The sequence below is a fragment of the Streptomyces sp. NPDC045955 genome, from assembly GCF_056430805.1.
Genome location: NZ_JBWKKY010000027.1, coordinates 20896 through 36770, shown reverse-complemented (window position 1 = coordinate 36770; position 15875 = coordinate 20896). Strand labels below are relative to the sequence as shown.

At 70.6% G+C, this 15875-nt stretch carries 14 protein-coding genes and 1 pseudogene; 7 read left to right on the top strand and 8 right to left on the bottom strand.

Annotated elements, in window-relative coordinates; all coding sequences use genetic code 11:
- Positions 1-98 precede the first annotated feature (98 nt).
- A pseudogene (locus AC07F0_RS35585) lies at positions 99-494 on the bottom strand (SCO3374 family protein); the annotation flags it as partial.
- A gap of 430 nt (positions 495-924) precedes the next feature.
- Between AC07F0_RS35585 and AC07F0_RS35580 the strand changes: the two are divergent.
- Positions 925-3450 carry an ATP-dependent Clp protease ATP-binding subunit gene (locus AC07F0_RS35580; RefSeq protein WP_436729547.1) on the top strand — a complete coding sequence of 842 codons (2526 nt, stop codon included), beginning with the start codon at positions 925-927 and terminating at the stop codon, positions 3448-3450.
- An 81-nt stretch (positions 3451-3531) separates the two neighbouring features.
- Here AC07F0_RS35580 and AC07F0_RS35575 read toward each other — a convergent pair whose 3' ends face one another.
- Positions 3532-4164 (bottom strand): HAD family acid phosphatase, encoded by a 633-nt coding sequence (locus AC07F0_RS35575; protein ID WP_478984047.1) that lies wholly within the window; start codon positions 4162-4164, stop codon positions 3532-3534.
- 440 nt (positions 4165-4604) lie between these two features.
- On the opposite strand from AC07F0_RS35575, the gene AC07F0_RS35570 reads away from it, so the two are divergent.
- On the top strand, positions 4605-5333 hold the full coding sequence (locus tag AC07F0_RS35570; RefSeq protein ID WP_478984046.1) for a M23 family metallopeptidase: 729 nt from the start codon (positions 4605-4607) through the stop codon (positions 5331-5333).
- 23 nt (positions 5334-5356) lie between these two features.
- Here the strand turns inward: AC07F0_RS35570 and AC07F0_RS35565 are convergent, their stop codons facing one another.
- Complete coding sequence (locus tag AC07F0_RS35565; protein ID WP_478984045.1) at positions 5357-5953, bottom strand: TetR/AcrR family transcriptional regulator; 597 nt, start codon at positions 5951-5953, stop codon at positions 5357-5359.
- A gap of 124 nt (positions 5954-6077) precedes the next feature.
- On the opposite strand from AC07F0_RS35565, the gene AC07F0_RS35560 reads away from it, so the two are divergent.
- The 3 genes from AC07F0_RS35560 (at position 6078) to AC07F0_RS35550 (ending at position 8717) form a co-directional block, all read left to right on the top strand.
- The gene (locus AC07F0_RS35560; RefSeq protein WP_478984044.1) at positions 6078-7667 is read left to right on the top strand and encodes an MDR family MFS transporter; all 1590 of its coding nucleotides are present in this window, start codon (positions 6078-6080) and stop codon (positions 7665-7667) included.
- Between the two features lie 114 nt (positions 7668-7781).
- Complete coding sequence (locus tag AC07F0_RS35555) at positions 7782-8207, top strand: helix-turn-helix transcriptional regulator (protein WP_478984117.1); 426 nt, start codon at positions 7782-7784, stop codon at positions 8205-8207.
- Positions 8208-8270: 63 nt separating this feature from the next.
- Positions 8271-8717, top strand: coding sequence for a VOC family protein (locus AC07F0_RS35550; RefSeq protein WP_478984043.1), 447 nt, complete (start codon positions 8271-8273; stop codon positions 8715-8717).
- A gap of 31 nt (positions 8718-8748) precedes the next feature.
- Here the strand turns inward: AC07F0_RS35550 and cseC are convergent, their stop codons facing one another.
- The 5 genes from cseC to AC07F0_RS35525 form a co-directional block, all read right to left on the bottom strand.
- The gene (gene cseC / locus AC07F0_RS35545; RefSeq protein ID WP_478984042.1) at positions 8749-10092 is read right to left on the bottom strand and encodes a two-component system sensor histidine kinase CseC; all 1344 of its coding nucleotides are present in this window, start codon (positions 10090-10092) and stop codon (positions 8749-8751) included.
- 9 nt (positions 10093-10101) lie between these two features.
- Complete coding sequence (gene cseB, locus AC07F0_RS35540) at positions 10102-10803, bottom strand: two-component system response regulator CseB (protein WP_436729539.1); 702 nt, start codon at positions 10801-10803, stop codon at positions 10102-10104.
- A 137-nt stretch (positions 10804-10940) separates the two neighbouring features.
- Positions 10941-11597: a hypothetical protein gene (locus AC07F0_RS35535; RefSeq protein WP_478984041.1), complete on the bottom strand. Its 657-nt coding sequence runs from the start codon at positions 11595-11597 to the stop codon at positions 10941-10943.
- A complete protein-coding gene (locus tag AC07F0_RS35530) occupies positions 11585-12124 on the bottom strand; it encodes a SigE family RNA polymerase sigma factor (protein WP_003992025.1) in 540 nt (179 codons plus the stop codon). Before AC07F0_RS35530 ends, AC07F0_RS35535 begins: the two co-directional genes overlap by 13 nt.
- Positions 12125-12408: 284 nt before the next feature.
- The gene (locus AC07F0_RS35525) at positions 12409-13344 is read right to left on the bottom strand and encodes an HhH-GPD family protein (RefSeq protein WP_478984040.1); all 936 of its coding nucleotides are present in this window, start codon (positions 13342-13344) and stop codon (positions 12409-12411) included.
- 118 nt (positions 13345-13462) lie between these two features.
- Here AC07F0_RS35525 and AC07F0_RS35520 point away from each other — a divergent pair, with 118 nt between their 5' ends.
- Together AC07F0_RS35520 and AC07F0_RS35515 are read left to right on the top strand one after the other, a co-directional pair.
- Positions 13463-15154 (top strand): histidine kinase, encoded by a 1692-nt coding sequence (locus AC07F0_RS35520; RefSeq protein WP_478984039.1) that lies wholly within the window; start codon positions 13463-13465, stop codon positions 15152-15154.
- A complete protein-coding gene (locus AC07F0_RS35515) occupies positions 15151-15807 on the top strand; it encodes a response regulator (protein WP_478984038.1) in 657 nt (218 codons plus the stop codon). The genes AC07F0_RS35520 and AC07F0_RS35515 overlap by 4 nt, the downstream gene beginning before the upstream one ends.
- The last annotated feature ends 68 nt before the right edge of the window (positions 15808-15875 follow it).

Sequence of the window (15875 nt, the reverse complement as noted above, 5' to 3'; positions counted from 1 at the left end):
TCCCTCTCGCTCGGCCCCGAGCCGCCCGCCCCGCGCAAGAACCACGCGTCGGCCCCCTGCGGCGGCACCCCGCCGCCCGCCGCCCCCAGGCACAGCCGCTCGCCCCTCTCGCAGGCCGGAGGCGGATCCGGCCATGGTGGCCGGGGCGCCTCCATCGTGGTGCCCGTTCCGATCGCCGTCAGGTCGAGCGGCAGTGTTCCCCACTCCAGCCACTCCAGCAGCCCGGGCAGTTCCTCCGCCGTGCCCGCCGCCACCAGGAATCGCATCCGGTCGCCGAGCACGGCCACCGGAGAGCCCGATGCCAGGCGCCGCAGGGCCGCGTGTCCCGCCTCGACGGGCACCTCCAGGACGTCGTAGCGCACCCCCACCACCAGTCGCAGAGGATCGCCGGGCACCGTCGGCCAGCCCAGTTCGTTCTCGTACCACCGCCGGACCCGGCAGCTCGCGTCGAGCGGGCGACGGGGGAGCGGGACGGGGAGGGGGGCGCCGAACATGCCAAGTGCAACAGCCGGAAGGATGTGCGGGTTACGCTGAGTGGCGTCACGAGGGCACACCGTGGCCGAATGGGGGCGTGCGGGGGGCGCGGGAAGGCGCAAGGTTGTTCGCCCGTAGCGGAGGGAAGGGGGGCGCTCGGCATGGACTTCCGGTCCGTGCGGGTAAGACATCCCTAGTGGGAGGGGGCGACACGCAGGAAAGGCTGTCTCACGTTCGCCATGGGCGTACTGACGAAGGGGGTAACTGCCTGGCCTGCGGGAACATCGTCTCGCACCATCGGGTTGGAGCAGATGTCGGCGTTCGGGGTCAGGAGGCCAAGGACGGTGTCGGCAGTTGGAATGAGCGGTCCCCGCTTGCGGGACTAAGCTGCGGAAGGACAGGGAGGGGAAGTTCCCCCCACTGCCTGACCGCTCTGAGGAGCGATTAACGATGTTCGAGAGGTTCACCGACCGCGCGCGGCGGGTTGTCGTCCTGGCTCAGGAAGAAGCCCGGATGCTCAACCACAACTACATCGGCACTGAACACATCCTCCTGGGCCTGATCCACGAGGGTGAAGGTGTCGCCGCCAAGGCCCTTGAGAGCCTCGGGATTTCGCTCGAGGCGGTCCGCCAGCAGGTGGAGGAGATCATCGGGCAGGGCCAGCAGGCCCCGTCGGGTCACATCCCCTTCACCCCCCGTGCCAAGAAGGTCCTGGAGCTGTCGCTCCGCGAGGCCCTTCAGCTGGGCCACAACTACATCGGCACGGAGCACATCCTGCTCGGCCTGATCCGCGAGGGCGAGGGCGTCGCCGCCCAGGTCCTGGTCAAGCTGGGCGCAGATCTCAACCGGGTGCGGCAGCAGGTCATCCAGCTGCTCTCCGGTTACCAGGGCAAGGAGACCGCCGCCGCCGGCGGGCCTGCCGAGGGCACCCCCTCGACGTCCCTGGTCCTCGACCAGTTCGGCCGGAACCTCACCCAGGCCGCTCGTGAGTCCAAGCTCGACCCGGTCATCGGGCGCGAGAAGGAGATCGAGCGGGTCATGCAGGTGCTGTCCCGCCGTACCAAGAACAACCCGGTCCTGATCGGTGAGCCCGGCGTCGGCAAGACCGCCGTCGTCGAGGGCCTCGCCCAGGCCATCGTCAAGGGCGAGGTGCCCGAGACCCTCAAGGACAAGCACCTCTACACCCTGGACCTCGGCGCGCTGGTCGCCGGCTCCCGCTACCGCGGTGACTTCGAGGAGCGCCTGAAGAAGGTGCTCAAGGAGATCCGCACCCGCGGCGACATCATCCTGTTCATCGACGAGCTCCACACGCTCGTCGGTGCGGGTGCCGCCGAGGGCGCCATCGACGCGGCCTCCATCCTGAAGCCGATGCTGGCCCGCGGTGAGCTGCAGACCATCGGTGCGACCACGCTGGACGAGTACCGCAAGCACCTGGAGAAGGACGCGGCCCTCGAGCGCCGCTTCCAGCCCATCCAGGTCGCCGAGCCGTCCCTGCCGCACACGATCGAGATCCTCAAGGGTCTGCGTGACCGCTACGAGGCGCACCACCGCGTCTCCATCACGGACGAGGCGCTGGTCCAGGCCGCCACGCTGGCCGACCGGTACATCTCGGACCGCTTCCTGCCGGACAAGGCGATCGACCTGATCGACGAGGCCGGATCGAGGATGCGCATCCGCCGGATGACCGCGCCGCCGGACCTGCGCGAGTTCGACGAGAAGATCGCCGGTGTCCGCCGCGACAAGGAGTCCGCGATCGACTCGCAGGACTTCGAGAAGGCCGCCTCCCTGCGCGACAAGGAGAAGCAGCTCCTGGCCGCCAAGGCCAAGCGGGAGAAGGAGTGGAAGGCCGGCGACATGGACGTCGTCGCCGAGGTCGACGGCGAGCTGATCGCCGAGGTCCTCGCCACGGCCACGGGCATCCCGGTCTTCAAGCTGACCGAGGAGGAGTCCTCCCGCCTGCTGCGCATGGAGGACGAGCTCCACAAGCGGGTCATCGGCCAGAACGACGCCGTCAAGGCGCTGTCGAAGGCGATCCGCCGTACGCGTGCCGGTCTGAAGGACCCGAAGCGTCCCGGTGGCTCGTTCATCTTCGCCGGCCCGTCCGGTGTCGGTAAGACCGAGCTGTCCAAGGCGCTCGCCGAGTTCCTCTTCGGTGACGAGGACGCGCTGATCTCCCTCGACATGTCGGAGTTCAGCGAGAAGCACACGGTGTCGCGTCTCTTCGGTTCGCCCCCCGGTTACGTGGGCTACGAGGAGGGCGGCCAGCTGACGGAGAAGGTCCGCCGCAAGCCGTTCTCGGTCGTCCTCTTCGACGAGGTCGAGAAGGCCCACCCGGACATCTTCAACTCGCTGCTGCAGATCCTGGAGGACGGTCGCCTGACCGACTCCCAGGGCCGGGTCGTGGACTTCAAGAACACGGTCATCATCATGACGACCAACCTCGGCACCCGGGACATCTCCAAGGGCTTCAACCTGGGCTTCGCGGCCTCGGGTGACACGAAGACCAACTACGAGCGCATGAAGAACAAGGTCTCGGACGAGCTCAAGCAGCACTTCCGGCCCGAGTTCCTCAACCGCGTCGACGACGTGGTCGTGTTCCCGCAGCTGACCCAGGACGACATCCTGCGGATCGTCGACCTGATGATCAGCAAGGTGGACGAGCGCCTGAAGGACCGGGACATGGGCATCGAGCTCGCCCAGTCCGCCAAGGAGCTCCTCGCCAAGAAGGGCTACGACCCCGTGATGGGCGCCCGGCCGCTGCGCCGGACGATCCAGCGCGAGATCGAGGACAGCCTGTCGGAGAAGATCCTCTTCGGCGAGCTGCGCCCCGGTCACATCGTGGTCGTGGACACCGAGGGCGAGGGCGAGACCAAGACCTTCACCTTCCGGGGTGAGGAGAAGTCGGCCCTGCCGGACGTCCCGCCGATCGAGCAGGCGGCCGGTGGCACGGGACCGAACCTGAGCAAGGACGTGTAAGCGTCACGGTCGAGTGAGAGGGGCCGGTGCTGAAAAGCACCGGCCCCTTTTCCATGCCCTGAGAGCGGACGAGTTCCCGCCCTACGACAGCTGCCCGTCGTAGTCCGGCAGCTTGAACGTCTTCTCGGCGTGGCCGCCGGAGAGGTCGGTCGCGCTGTTGCCGATGTTCGCGATGATCGTGTAGCCCTTCTTCTCGACGTCGACGCGCTGGGCCGTCTTGTACTCGGCGACGTTCTTGAAGAGGTCGATGAAGTTCCGGACGTAGAGGCCGGAGACCTGGTAGCCGGCCTGCTTGAGGTTGTACTCGGTGAACGAGTAGATGATGTCCGGGCGCGCGGTCACGAAGAACAGGGCGACGCCGCGTTCCTGGGCGTATCTCGCGGCCTCCAGGACCGGCTTGTTGGCCGGCTGCGGGTAGCTGAAGCCGAAGTCGGTCTCCAGCGTGGTGTTGTCGATGTCGAAGACGATCGCCTGCTTCTCGCCCGGCCTGGCGGCAGCGATCCGCTGCTTCAGATAGGGCAGCGCCTGGTTCATCACCGTCTGGCAGTCCTTCTGCCAGGTCGCGTAGTCGACGTCTGCGGCGGCGGCCGTGGTGACCGCCGTGGTGGCACCTGCACGGGCCGCGGCGTCGGCCGGTGCGGCCATCGCCACGAAGGCGGCCGCCGAGACTGCGGTCACTGATGCGCGGCGCAACCAGGGGCGTCGGGTCTGCATGTCGTGGGGTTCCTCTCACGTCCGTGACGCTGCCAACATGTCGTGTGCATGTTCGTGGGCGAGGGTGGCGCGAGGGGAACCGTAGGGTTACCGGACGGTAGGTGGATAGAGGCGTGCGCCACATTTCCGGAATGGCCGAAGAGGCTCTCCGGTGACATGCCGCACAGGCGATATGTCCGTTACTAGGCGGAATAGTGCTGAACGGATAGGGAGGAAAGGGATTCTTGGCCCGTGGAGCGCGCTGAAGTGCGGTGTAGTGCCCTGATTCGTCCCGAATGAGAGTCATGTCAAGAGACGTAGAACACTGAGCGAAGTTACTAACTTAGGCCGTAGATCACGCTTTTGGGAGTTTGTCGGACTTCGGGTTACCAAGGGATGGCCATTCGGCGAGCGACTGTGCGCCGGGTGGTTTTCACCGTCCCCTTCCCCGCGAGGTTTCGATGTCCCAGCGCGTCACGTCCCGTTCTTCCCGTACGTCCCAGCTCCGCACCCGTGCGACCGTGCTGGCCGCCGGCCTCGGTGTCTCGGTCGCACTGGGAGCAGGGGTCGCGTCCGCCGCCGACACCACGGCCGCGTCCGGTGCCGCCGGTGCCGTCCAGGCGCAGGCCGCCGCCCAGGCCAAGGCCGCCAAGGCCGAGGCCGCGAAGGCTGAGAAGGCCGCTCAGGCCACCGCCGCGAAGAAGGCCGCCGCGAAGAAGGCGGCCGCCGCCAAGAAGGCCGCGGTGCAGAAGGCCGCGAAGAAGGCCACGCCGTCCTGGGTCGACCCGGTGAAGAAGTACACGCTCTCCGCGAGCTTCGCCCAGGCCGGTGGCATGTGGCAGTCCAAGCACAGCGGGCAGGACTTCGCCGTGCCGAGCGGCACCCAGGTCGTCGCCGCCCACGGCGGCACCGTCGTCAAGGCCGGCGGCAACGGCGCCGGTGACGGTCCCGCGTACGGCAACGCCGTCGTGATCAGGCACGGCAACGGCACGTACTCGCAGTACGCCCACCTGTCGAAGGTCGAGGTGAGGGTCGGCCAGGTCGTCAAGACCGGCCAGGAGATCGCCCGGTCCGGCAACACCGGCAACTCCAGCGGTCCGCACCTGCACTTCGAGATCCGTACGACCCCGAACTACGGCTCGGCGGTCGACCCGGTGAAGTTCCTGCGCGCCAAGGGCGTCAAGGTCTGACAGCCGGACGCGGCCCGGCTGCGCTAGGAGCCCCGGGATCCTTCGTGGGCCTGGGTCACCAGGTCCGTGGCGACCTCGAGGACGGCTTTGTTCTTGTCCTCGGGGTCGCCTTCCAGGTCCTGGAGCAGGAACATCCCGGCGTGCAGCGTGAAGATCGCGCTGACGCAGCGGACCTGGTCGACCAGGTCGGCCTCCGGGTCGATGATGATGTCGCGCAGACCGCGGATGCGCTCCTTGAAGGAGTCGCCGATCCGCAGCTCCCGCACCGTCGCCTGGTTGTCGTGCATGAAGCGGAACAGCGGCGCGGCGCCGGCCAGGGTCTCCGCGTAACGGCGGATGATCTCCTGCTTGGTGTCGAGCGTGTGCGGCTGCTGCCGCCCCCACTCGATCAGCTCCTCGATCGGCTTCGTGAGGTCCTCGAAGATGCTGACGAGGATCTCTTCCTTCGTCTTGAAGTGGTAGTAGAGCGCCGCCTTGGTGACCTCCAGGCGTTCCGCGATCTCGCGCAGAGAGGTCTTCTCGTAGCCCTGCTCCGCGAAGAGTTCGAGGGCCACGTCCTGGATGCGCTGGCGGGTGTCCCCGCGGCGCCGATGCCTGGTGCCGTCCATGGTGCCGCCCATCCTCCTACGCCGCTCCCTTTCCATAAAACTTACTTGACGCCCGGCAAGTTCCGCGGCTAGCTTCCGAGTGTAGTCACTAGCCGGTCGACAAGTAAGTAGCGGTAGCTGGGGGAGTGGGAAAGCAATGGCGGACACGACGGACACACCGGCGGTCGGCGCCGACACCGGGGGGAAACAGCCGAAGAGCGTGCGGGTCGTCCTGCTCGCGCTGATGATCGCGATGATGCTCGCGATGCTCGACAACATGATCATCGGTACGGCGATGCCGACGATCGTCGGTGATCTGGGTGGCCTCGAACACCTCTCGTGGGTGGTCACCGCGTACACGCTCGCGACCGCGGCCTCCACCCCGCTGTGGGGCAAGCTCGGCGACATGTACGGCCGCAAGGGCACGTTCATGACGTCGATCGTCCTGTTCCTGATCGGCTCCGCGCTCAGCGGCATGGCCCAGAACATGGGCGAGTTGATCGGCTTCCGTGCCGTCCAGGGCCTCGGTGCCGGCGGTCTGATGGTCGGCGTCATGGCGATCATCGGTGACCTGATCCCGCCCCGGGAGCGCGGCAAGTACCAGGGCATGATGGCCGGCGTCATGGCGCTGGCGATGATCGGCGGCCCGCTGGTCGGCGGCACGATCACCGACCACTGGGGCTGGCGCTGGGCGTTCTACATCAACCTGCCGCTCGGCGTGGTCGCGCTGGTCGCCATCAGTGTGGTGCTGCACCTGCCGAAGAAGCGGTCCGAGGCGCGGATCGACTACCTGGGCGCCGCCCTGCTGACCGTCGGCATCACCGCGATCGTCCTCGTCACCACCTGGGGCGGCACGGAGTACGCCTGGAGCTCCGCGCGGATCATGGAGCTGATCGGCATCGGTGTCGCCGCGCTCGTCGGGTTCGTGTTCTGGCAGACCAGGGCGGCCGAGCCCGTGGTGCCGCTGCACATCTTCCGCAGCCGCAACTTCACGCTGATGTCGGTCATCGGCTTCATCACCGGGTTCGTGATGTTCGGCGCGACGCTGTTCCTGCCGCTGTACCAGCAGTCCGTGCAGGGCGCCTCCGCGACGAACTCCGGGCTGCTGCTCCTGCCGATGCTCGGCGCGATGCTGGTGACCTCGATGGTCGCCGGCCGGGTCACCACGAACACCGGCCGGTACAAGGTGTTCCCGATCCTCGGCAGCGTCCTGATGACCGTCGGTCTCTACCTGCTGTCCACGATGGACACGGGGACCTCGCGGTTCACGTCCGGCGTCTTCATGGCCGTGGTCGGCTTCGGCATGGGCTGCCTGATGCAGATCACCATGCTGGTCGCGCAGAACAGCGTGGAGATGAAGGACATGGGCGTCGCGTCCTCGTCGACCACCCTCTTCCGCACCCTCGGCTCCTCCTTCGGCGTCGCGATCATGGGCGCGCTGTTCAACAACCGCGTCCAGGACGTCATGGCCGAGCGGGCCGGTGCGCTGGGCTCCAAGATCACCGAGCAGTCGGCGCAGCTCGACGCCAAGAGCCTGGAGAAGCTTCCGGTACTGGTCCGGGAGGCCTACCAGCACGCGGTGTCGGCCGGCACGCACTCGGCGTTCCTGCTGGGAGCCGTGGTGGCGGTGTTCGCCCTGGCGGCGGCCGTGTTCGTCAAGGAGGTCCCGCTCAAGGGCGCGGGCCCGAAGACGGACGACGACCCGGACGCCCCGGCGGCGCAGCCGCCCGTGGCGGAGACCGTCTGAGCGGACCGCAGGACGAAGGCCCCCGAGGTTCTCACCTCGGGGGCCTTCGTCCTGCGGCCGGTCGCACAGGCCTCGCTGTCAGACCCTCGTGCCACCATCGGATCCATGGACAAGATGCGGCAGGTGCGCCTCGCCAAGGACGCCATGGACCGGGACTGGGCCGATCCGGACCTGGACCTGGGCGCCGTGGCCGCACACGCCGGGTACTCGCGGTATCACTTCATCCGCGCCTTCAGGGAGGCGTACGGCGAGACCCCCGGGCAGTACCTCACGCACCGCCGCATAGAACGCGCCGAGGACCTGCTGCGTACGGCGAACCTCTCGGCGACGGAGATCTGCCACCTGGTCGGCTTCAGCAGTGTCGGCACGTTCTCGGCCCGCTTCAAGGCGTGGACCGGCCTGACGCCCAGCGAGTACCGGACGAAGCACGTGGGCCGCGGAGCGGCACTCATACCGGGCTGCTACGCCATGCTGTGGGCCGGCGGCTTCCGGCCCGCTCCCACCCCGGGGCAACAGCGCAATTCCGGAGAAGCGGGCTGACACCCCCGCTGCCTACCGTGGCAGGGCAGGCACGAACCGGCCGCCGACCAGCAGGAGCACGCCATGATCAAGGGTCTCGCCATCACGACCGTCTGGGTCCTCGACCAGGACCGGGCCAAGGAGTTCTACACCGAGAAACTGGGGTTTGAGGTCCGTACGGACATGACCATGGGCGAGGGCGGCATGCGCTGGCTCACCGTCGGCTCGCCGCGTCAGCCCGACGTCGAGTTCACGCTGATGGTGCCCGGCGGGGCCGGGATGGACCCCGAGTCCGCCGAGATGCTCCGGAAGCTGGTGTCGAAGGGCGCGCTCGGCGCCGGCGTGCTGACCACCGACGACATCCACGGCGACTACAAGAAGCTCAAGAACCGGGGCGTGGAGTTCCTCCAGGAGCCGCAGGAGCGCCCGTACGGGACGGAGGCGCTGTTCCGTGACGACTCCGGCAACTGGTTCTCCTTCACACAGCCCAGGGAGGGCGGACTCGACCTCGACCAGGACTGGACCTGCTGACCACCCCACGGGCACGCCCCGCGGACACGACCTAGGGCAGCATCGGATAACTCCCCGTGTTCGTCGGCGCGTGCTCCGGCAGCCACAGCACCGCCACCGCGCCCTCGGCCGGTACGCCCTCCGGCGCGCCCGGCGTGCGTACGTTCCGGAAGGTCAGCCGGGCGCCCATCACCCGGGCCTGCCCGGCCGCGATGGTCAGGCCGAGGCCGTGGCCGTGCCCGGCCCGGTCCTTGCTGCCGGTGCGGAAGCGGCTCGGTCCCTCGGCGAGCAGGTCCTCGGGGAAGCCGGGCCCGTGGTCGCGGACGCGGATGACCCGGCCCTCGACGGTGACCTCGATGGGCGGCTTGCCGTGCCGGGCCGCGTTGGCGAGGAGGTTGAACAGCACTCGTTCCAGGCGCCGCGGGTCGGTGGTGACCGCCGACTCGTGCACGATCCGCACCTCGGCGTCCGGGTCCTTCGCCGCCACCCGCCGGGCGACGAACTCGCCCAGCATGATGTCCTGGAGCTCCGCCCGCTCCGAGGCCCCGTCCAGCCGGGCCACCTCCAGTACGTCCTCCACGAGCGTGCGCATCGCCTTCGCTCGGTCCAGCACCAGCTCGGTCGGGCGGCCGGGCGGCAGCAGTTCGGCGGCGGTCAGCAGCCCGGTCACCGGCGTGCGCAGCTCGTGCGCGATGTCGGCGGTGACCCGCCGCTCGGCCTCGATCCGCTGCCGCAGCGTGTCCGCCATGGCGTCCACCGCGCTCGCCAGGTCGTCGGTCTCGTCCCGGACGACCCCGCCCATGGCGTCCCGCACGCGCACGTCAGTCTCCCCGCCCGCGAGCTGGCTGGCCGCGACGGCCGCCTTGCGCAGCCGCCGCGAGAGATGCCCGCCGATGAGCACGCCCAGCGCGCTGCCGCCGAGGACGACCGCGATGGAGCCGATGAGCAGGGCCTGGTCGAGGTCCTGGAGGATGTCCGAGCTGCGGTCGGTGAAGCCCGAGTGCAGGGACATGACATGCCCGTTCTTCAGCGGCACGGCGGCCCATATGTCGGGCACGTCACCGGGCCGGTCCGCCACGTACGTCGCCCGCTGGCCCGCCTCCACGCGCTGCCGCAGCGCCACCGGCAGATTCGGGTCGTCGATCTTGGTGTTGGGGAAGTTCATCCGCCCCGACAGCTCGAAGTTGCGCTGGGCGATCAGGATGCGCTCGTCGGCCAGGTCACGCGCGTTGTCCAGCATCGACACTCGGGCGGCGTTGTGCACGACCAGGCTCAGCGCGACCGCCACCAGCGCCCCGACCAGCGCGATGGCCGCGCTCAGCTTCCATCTGAGGCCCGTGCGGATGCCCGCGCGCTCCAAGCCCGTGGCGATCAGGCGCCGGAAGTGCCCGCTCATAACCCCTGCTCAGGCCTTCAACTTGTAGCCGAAACCGCGGACCGTCTCGATGCGGTCCTGGCCGATCTTCTGCCGCAGCCGCTGCACGTGCACGTCGACCACGCGGGTGTCCCCGCCCCAGCCGTAGTCCCACACCCGCTCCAGCAGCTTGTCGCGGGAGAGCACCGTGCCCGGTGCCGTGGAGAACTCCAGCAGCAGCCGCATCTCGGTCGGCGTCAGCGCCACCGGCTGCCCGGCCCGGCGGACCTCCATGCCCTCGGTGTCGACCTCCAGATCCCCGAAGGTCAGCACCCCGCCGCCGGCCGGGGAGGCCGGCTCCTCCGCCCGGCCGCCGCCCGCGTGCCCGAACCGGCGCAGCACGGCACGGATCCGGGCCACCAGCACGGCACCGTCGAACGGCTTGGTCACATAGTCGTCGGCCCCCGCCTCCAAGCCCAGCACGACGTCGATGGAGTCGGCCCGCGCCGACAGCATGATGACCGGCACGGTCGACTCGTCCCGGATACGGCGGCACAGACTGACCCCGTCGAGGCCGGGAACCATGACGTCCAGCAGCGCGATGTCCGGGCGGTCCGCCCGGAACGCCTCCAGGCCCGACAACCCGTCGGGCATGGCGGTGACCACGAAGCCATCCCGTTCCAGGGCGAGCTGCGTGGCCTCACGGATGACGTCGTCGTCCTCGACGAACAGGACATGGGTCTGGTCTGCCATCCCGGTGCTCTCAGTCCTCGTGTGATTCGTGGGGTGCGTTCTGCCGCGTTCCCTCTGGGGGACGCGCGATCCGGTCGATGCGTTCACCGGGGCATCGGTCCGAGCGGCCCGATCGGTTCACACGCCCTGCGCCCACGTCAGCTCGCGGGCTCCGGCGACGGGGTGTCGCCGCCGACCTTCCCGTAGTCGTTGTGCGTGCGGTACTCCTCGTCGAACCGGCCGGAGGTCCATCTGTATGTGATCACGTTCTCCCCGGAGGGGCTCGACACCGGGTCGCCCTTCTCGTAGACCTGCTTGGTCACGACCAGGTCGCCGCGGTCGATCTCCGCGTAGACCGGGGGCTCCTCGGCCTTGAACACATTCTTGTACGAGCCGTCCTCCTCGCGGTACACGTAGCTGCCCACACCCACAGCGTCACCGCAGCTGAGGACGTTGACGACGACGTCGTCGCCCGATCCGCCGGTGAGGTTGCCGTAGGACACGTCGACGGGGTACTCGTCGGCGACGCACGGCTTCAGCTCGCGCTTCACCTCGGGGGAGACCTTCGGGTCGTCCTTGACGAGCCGGACCGCGTCGACCGCGTCGGGCGTCTTCGACGGCGCGGCGGACGGTGTGGCCGCGGCGGCGCCCGCCACCGAGTCGGAGTGCGCCGGGCCCTCGTCACGGGCGCCGGTGCCGCCCGCGCCGCACGCGGACACGAAAAGGCCGAGGGCGGCGAGCACGGCCAGGGCCGTACTCACCGCCTGGATGCTGCCCGGGGTCCGTGCAGACCCCTCGCCGGTCAGGCCGCGCACCGCTCCCGCTCCTCACGCTCCAGCGCGCGTGCGTCCAGGTCGCGGGACTCCAGCTCCTCGCGGAGCCGGGCGAGCGCCCGGTGCAGCGTGCTCTTGACCGTTCCGGCCGACATGCCGAGGGCGGCGGCCGTCTCCTCTGTGGACATCTGCTCCCAGTGTCGCAGTACGACGACACTGCGCTGCTTCGGGGCGAGCACCTTCAGGATGTCCATCAGCAGGGCGCGGTCCGCGTGCTGCTCGGTGGAGTCGTCGACCGAGGCGTCCGGGAGCTGCTCGGTCGGCACCTCCTCCAGCTTGCGGGCCCGCCACCACTCCGTCCGCGTGTTGATCATCACCCGGCGCAGGTAGGCGTCCGCCAGCCGCTTGTCCTCGATGGTCTCCCAGCGGCCGTACGTGCGGACCAGCGCGGTCTGCAGCAGGTCCTGCGCGTCCGTCGGGTCCGGCACCAGGCGGCGGGCACTGCGCAGCAGCGCGTCCTGCCGCGTGCGGACGTACTCCTCGAACTCGAGCACCTCGCCCTGCGCCATGGTGAACCGCCTCCCGTTTCCCCGTTACGGCCGGCTTCCCGCCGTCCGTGCACTGCCTGTGTTCCTTGGTCGTCCCGTGTCTTCCGGGAACGGAATTGAAGGTACGGAGGCGTTGTCACGGCACTGTCCGAAGCAGCCTTCGGCTAGCACTCGGCTGTCCGTCGGTTGTGTAACGGCCGTGGGAACGGGGAAGAGGGGCGGGCGTGTTGGGGTGGATTCGGGGTGATATGTCCACCCCGATCACTGTGACAGGCGACGACCCGCGGCTGTGACGTGTCTGTACGTCAGGTCAGCGGAAGCCGGTACAGCCCGTCCGCCAGGGGCTCCACCAGACCGTCGGCGACGAGGCCGTCCAGGGCGCGGGCCCGCTGCACCGGCTCGTGCCACACCCGGTCCAGCGCCGACTGCGGAACCGGACCGTGGGCCTCCCGCAGTACGGCGAGCAGCCGCCCGCGCACCTGCCGGTCGGTGCCCGCGTACGTCTGACCGCGGCGCGGCGGCCCGTCGTGCTCCGGCTTGCCCGCCAGCCGCCAGGCGCACTGCGCGGCGATCGGGCAGCGGTGGCACGACTCGCTCTTCGCCGTGCACACCAGGGCCCCCAGCTCCATGGAGGCGGCGGCCCAGCGGGCGGCGGTCGGCGCGTCCTCGGGCAGCAGCGCGCGGGCGAGTTTGCGCTCGGCGGCGGTGGTGGCGTTCGGCGGGTACTGCATGCCGGTGACCGCGCGGGCGAAGACCCGGCGCACGTTGGTGTCCAGCACCGGGTGCCGCTGCCCGTAGGCGAAGGAGGCGACGGCGGCGGCCGTGTACTCGCCGATGCCGGGCAGCGCCAGCAACTGGGCGTGGTCGGCCGGTACGTCACCGCCGTGCCGTTCCGTTATGGCGACGGCGGCGCCGTGCAGCCTGAGGGCACGGCGCGGGTAGCCGAGCCGGCCCCAGGCGCGGACGGCCTCGCCGGGCGCCTCCTTGGCCAGGTCGGCGGGGCGCGGCCAGCGGGCCAGCCACTGCTCGTAGACGGGCAGGACGCGGTTCACCGGCGTCTGCTGGAGCATGAACTCACTGACCATCACCCCCCACGCCCCGGCCTCGGGGCGCCGCCACGGCAGGTCACGGGCGTTCTCGTCGAACCAGTCGATGACGGGGGCGTGCAGGCTCTCGCCGGAGGGCGGGCCGGAGGCGGGGTCGGCGGGGCTGGTGTGCGGGGGCTTCGTGGGAGCAGTCATGGCCATTCGATCCTGCCACGCGGGGGCCGCGATCCGGGCACACCACCACCCGGGAGGGACAGGCGTACCTGACGATCGACAGCAGTGCCGCCCTGCCGACCGCCTATAGCTTGGGCGAATGGAACGTCCTCGTCCCGCCGGGGCACTGGGCGGATACGTCCTGCTCTGGGCGGCCCTCGCCCTGCCGGCGCTCACGGCGGACCGGCTCGGGCTGAACGAGCCGCGTCCGGCCTGGCAGCAGGCGGCCGGTGTGGCGGTGCTGGCGGTCGCCGCCGCCCTGTCCCAGCGGCTGCCGCTCGTGGCCTTCGGGCTGGTGGCCGCCCTGAGCCTGGCCGCAGCGCCGGCCATGTTCACCGTCTCCTACGGCCCCGCCCTCGGCGTGTTCGCGCTGCTGCTCGGGCTGCGGGCGGGCCGGGCGCGCCCCGCGGTGCTGTGCTTCGCGGCCGTCGGCTGCGCCGGCACCGCCCGGATCGTGCTCGTCGGCGTCGACCCGGCCCCCGAGTGGCTCGTCATGACGGGCACGCTGCTCTTCGGCTGCGTCTTCCCCTGGCTCGGCGGTCGCTACTGGCGGCAGAGCCGCGAGCTGGCCGAGGCGGGCTGGATGCGCGCCGCCCGGCTGGAGGACGAGGCCCGCTTCGCCGAGGAACGCGCCCGGCTGCGCGAACGGGCCCGGATCGCCCAGGACATGCACGACTCCCTCGGCCACGAGCTGAGCCTCATCGCCCTGCGCGCGGGCGCCCTCCAGGTCGCCCCCGGACTCGCCGGCGAGCACCGGAGCGCGGCGGCCGACCTGCGCGCGGCCGCCGCCGACGCCACGGACCGGCTGCACCGCATCATCGGCGTCCTGCGCGAGGACGACGACGAGCCCGCGCCGCTGGCCCCGGCGGGCGAGACCCTGGAGCAACTCGTCGCCCGCGCCGCGGAATCGGGCCTGCCGGTGCGCTGGGAGCCCGCCGGGCCGGGCGGCCCGGCCCCGGAGCCCGGCGGGGTCGCAGAACGGCTGCTGCACCGCGTGGTCCGGGAGGCGCTGACCAACGCGGCACGGCACGCACCGGGCGCTCCCGTGACCGTGGCGCTGACGGGACGGGCCGCGGGGACGGGACGAGCCGCGGGAACGGGACGAGCCGCGGGAACGGGACGAGCCGCGGGGACGGGACGGGCCGCGGGGACGGGACGAGCCGCGGGGACGGGACGAGCCGCGGGGATGTCCGTCACCATCACCAACGGCCCGCCCACCCAGGAGAGTTCCCGCCCCACGGGCGGCGGTACGGGCTTGCCCGGGCTGCGGGCCGCCGTGACCTCCGTGGGCGGCACGTTCGAGGCCGGACCGCACGAGAAGGGGTTCCGGGTGTCGGCGTACGCGCCCGACACCCCCGAGCCGCAGGCCACCTCCGAGACCCCGGGCCCCGCGCCCTTCCGGCACGCCCGCCGCCGGGTCGCCGTCGGCTTCGGTACCGCGGCTGGTGTGGGCGTCGTTCTGGTCGGCGTGGCGTTCGGCTGGTACGCGTACGCGGAGAAGCACTCGGTGCTCGAACCCGCCGCGTACGCGAAACTGCGCCTGGGCACCCCGGCGGCCGAGGCCGAGCACCTGCTGCCCGAGCGTGATGTGAACGACCCGCCCGACGACCGGGCCCCCGCCCCACCCGGGGGAGCCGACTGCCGCTACTACCGGGCGAGCGGCGAACTGTTCGTCTCCGTCGACCACTTCAGACTGTGCTTCGCCGCCGGCCGGCTGGTCGCCAAGGACGTGGTCCCGCGCATCGGCCTGCCCGGCGAAGGCCGAGAGGAATACGAGGAGTTCTCACAGTGATCCGCGTTCTGCTGGCCGACGACGAGGCCATGGTCCGGGCCGGGGTACGCGCCATCCTCGGCAGCAGCGGCGTGACGGACGTCGTCGCTGAGGCGGGCGACGGCCGCGAGGCGGTCGAGCTGGCCCGCGCCCACCGCCCGGAGGTGGCCCTGCTCGACATCCGCATGCCGCGCCTGGACGGCCTCACGGCGGCGGAGGAGATCGTACGGACCGTGCCCGGCACGGCCGTCGCGATGCTCACCACCTTCTCCGAGGGCGCCTACGTGACCCGCGCCCTCGGCGGCGGCGCCACCGGCTTCCTGCTGAAGTCCGGGGACCCGTACGAACTCATCGCGGGCGTACGGGCGGTGGCCGCCGGCGCCGCGTTCCTCTCACCCAAGGTGGCCCGGTACGTCATCGACGAGGGCCTCGGCGGCGGCCGGCTCACCCGTGAGGCACAGGCACGCGCGCGCGTGGCAGTGCTGAGCCCCCGCGAACGCGAGGTGCTCGGCCTGGTCGGCGCGGGCCTGTCCAACCCGGAGATAGCCGTCCGGCTCCACCTCGTCGAGGGCACGGTGAAGGCGTACGTGAGCGCGGTCCTGGACCGGCTGGGCGTGCGCAACCGCGTGCAGGCCGCCATCGTGGCGTACGAGGCGGGGCTCGTGGAGGCGTGACGACCCGAGAAGCGCGCGACGGCGGTAGAGGAGCGTGACGACCCGAGGAGCGCGCGACGACCGGAGAT

Bases quoted from the DNA above. Each gene is read 5' to 3' on its own strand.
- AC07F0_RS35580 (WP_436729547.1), top strand. From the start codon at position 925: ATGTTCGAGAGGTTCACCGACCGCGCGCGGCGGGTTGTCGTCCTGGCT.
- AC07F0_RS35575 (WP_478984047.1), bottom strand. From the start codon at position 4,164: ATGCAGACCCGACGCCCCTGGTTGCGCCGCGCATCAGTGACCGCAGTC.
- AC07F0_RS35570 (WP_478984046.1), top strand. From the start codon at position 4,605: ATGTCCCAGCGCGTCACGTCCCGTTCTTCCCGTACGTCCCAGCTCCGC.
- AC07F0_RS35565 (WP_478984045.1), bottom strand. From the start codon at position 5,953: ATGGGCGGCACCATGGACGGCACCAGGCATCGGCGCCGCGGGGACACC.
- AC07F0_RS35560 (WP_478984044.1), top strand. From the start codon at position 6,078: ATGGCGGACACGACGGACACACCGGCGGTCGGCGCCGACACCGGGGGG.
- AC07F0_RS35555 (WP_478984117.1), top strand. From the start codon at position 7,782: ATGCGGCAGGTGCGCCTCGCCAAGGACGCCATGGACCGGGACTGGGCC.
- AC07F0_RS35550 (WP_478984043.1), top strand. From the start codon at position 8,271: ATGATCAAGGGTCTCGCCATCACGACCGTCTGGGTCCTCGACCAGGAC.
- cseC (WP_478984042.1), bottom strand. From the start codon at position 10,092: ATGAGCGGGCACTTCCGGCGCCTGATCGCCACGGGCTTGGAGCGCGCG.
- cseB (WP_436729539.1), bottom strand. From the start codon at position 10,803: ATGGCAGACCAGACCCATGTCCTGTTCGTCGAGGACGACGACGTCATC.
- AC07F0_RS35530 (WP_003992025.1), bottom strand. From the start codon at position 12,124: ATGGCGCAGGGCGAGGTGCTCGAGTTCGAGGAGTACGTCCGCACGCGG.
- AC07F0_RS35525 (WP_478984040.1), bottom strand. From the start codon at position 13,344: ATGACTGCTCCCACGAAGCCCCCGCACACCAGCCCCGCCGACCCCGCC.
- AC07F0_RS35520 (WP_478984039.1), top strand. From the start codon at position 13,463: ATGGAACGTCCTCGTCCCGCCGGGGCACTGGGCGGATACGTCCTGCTC.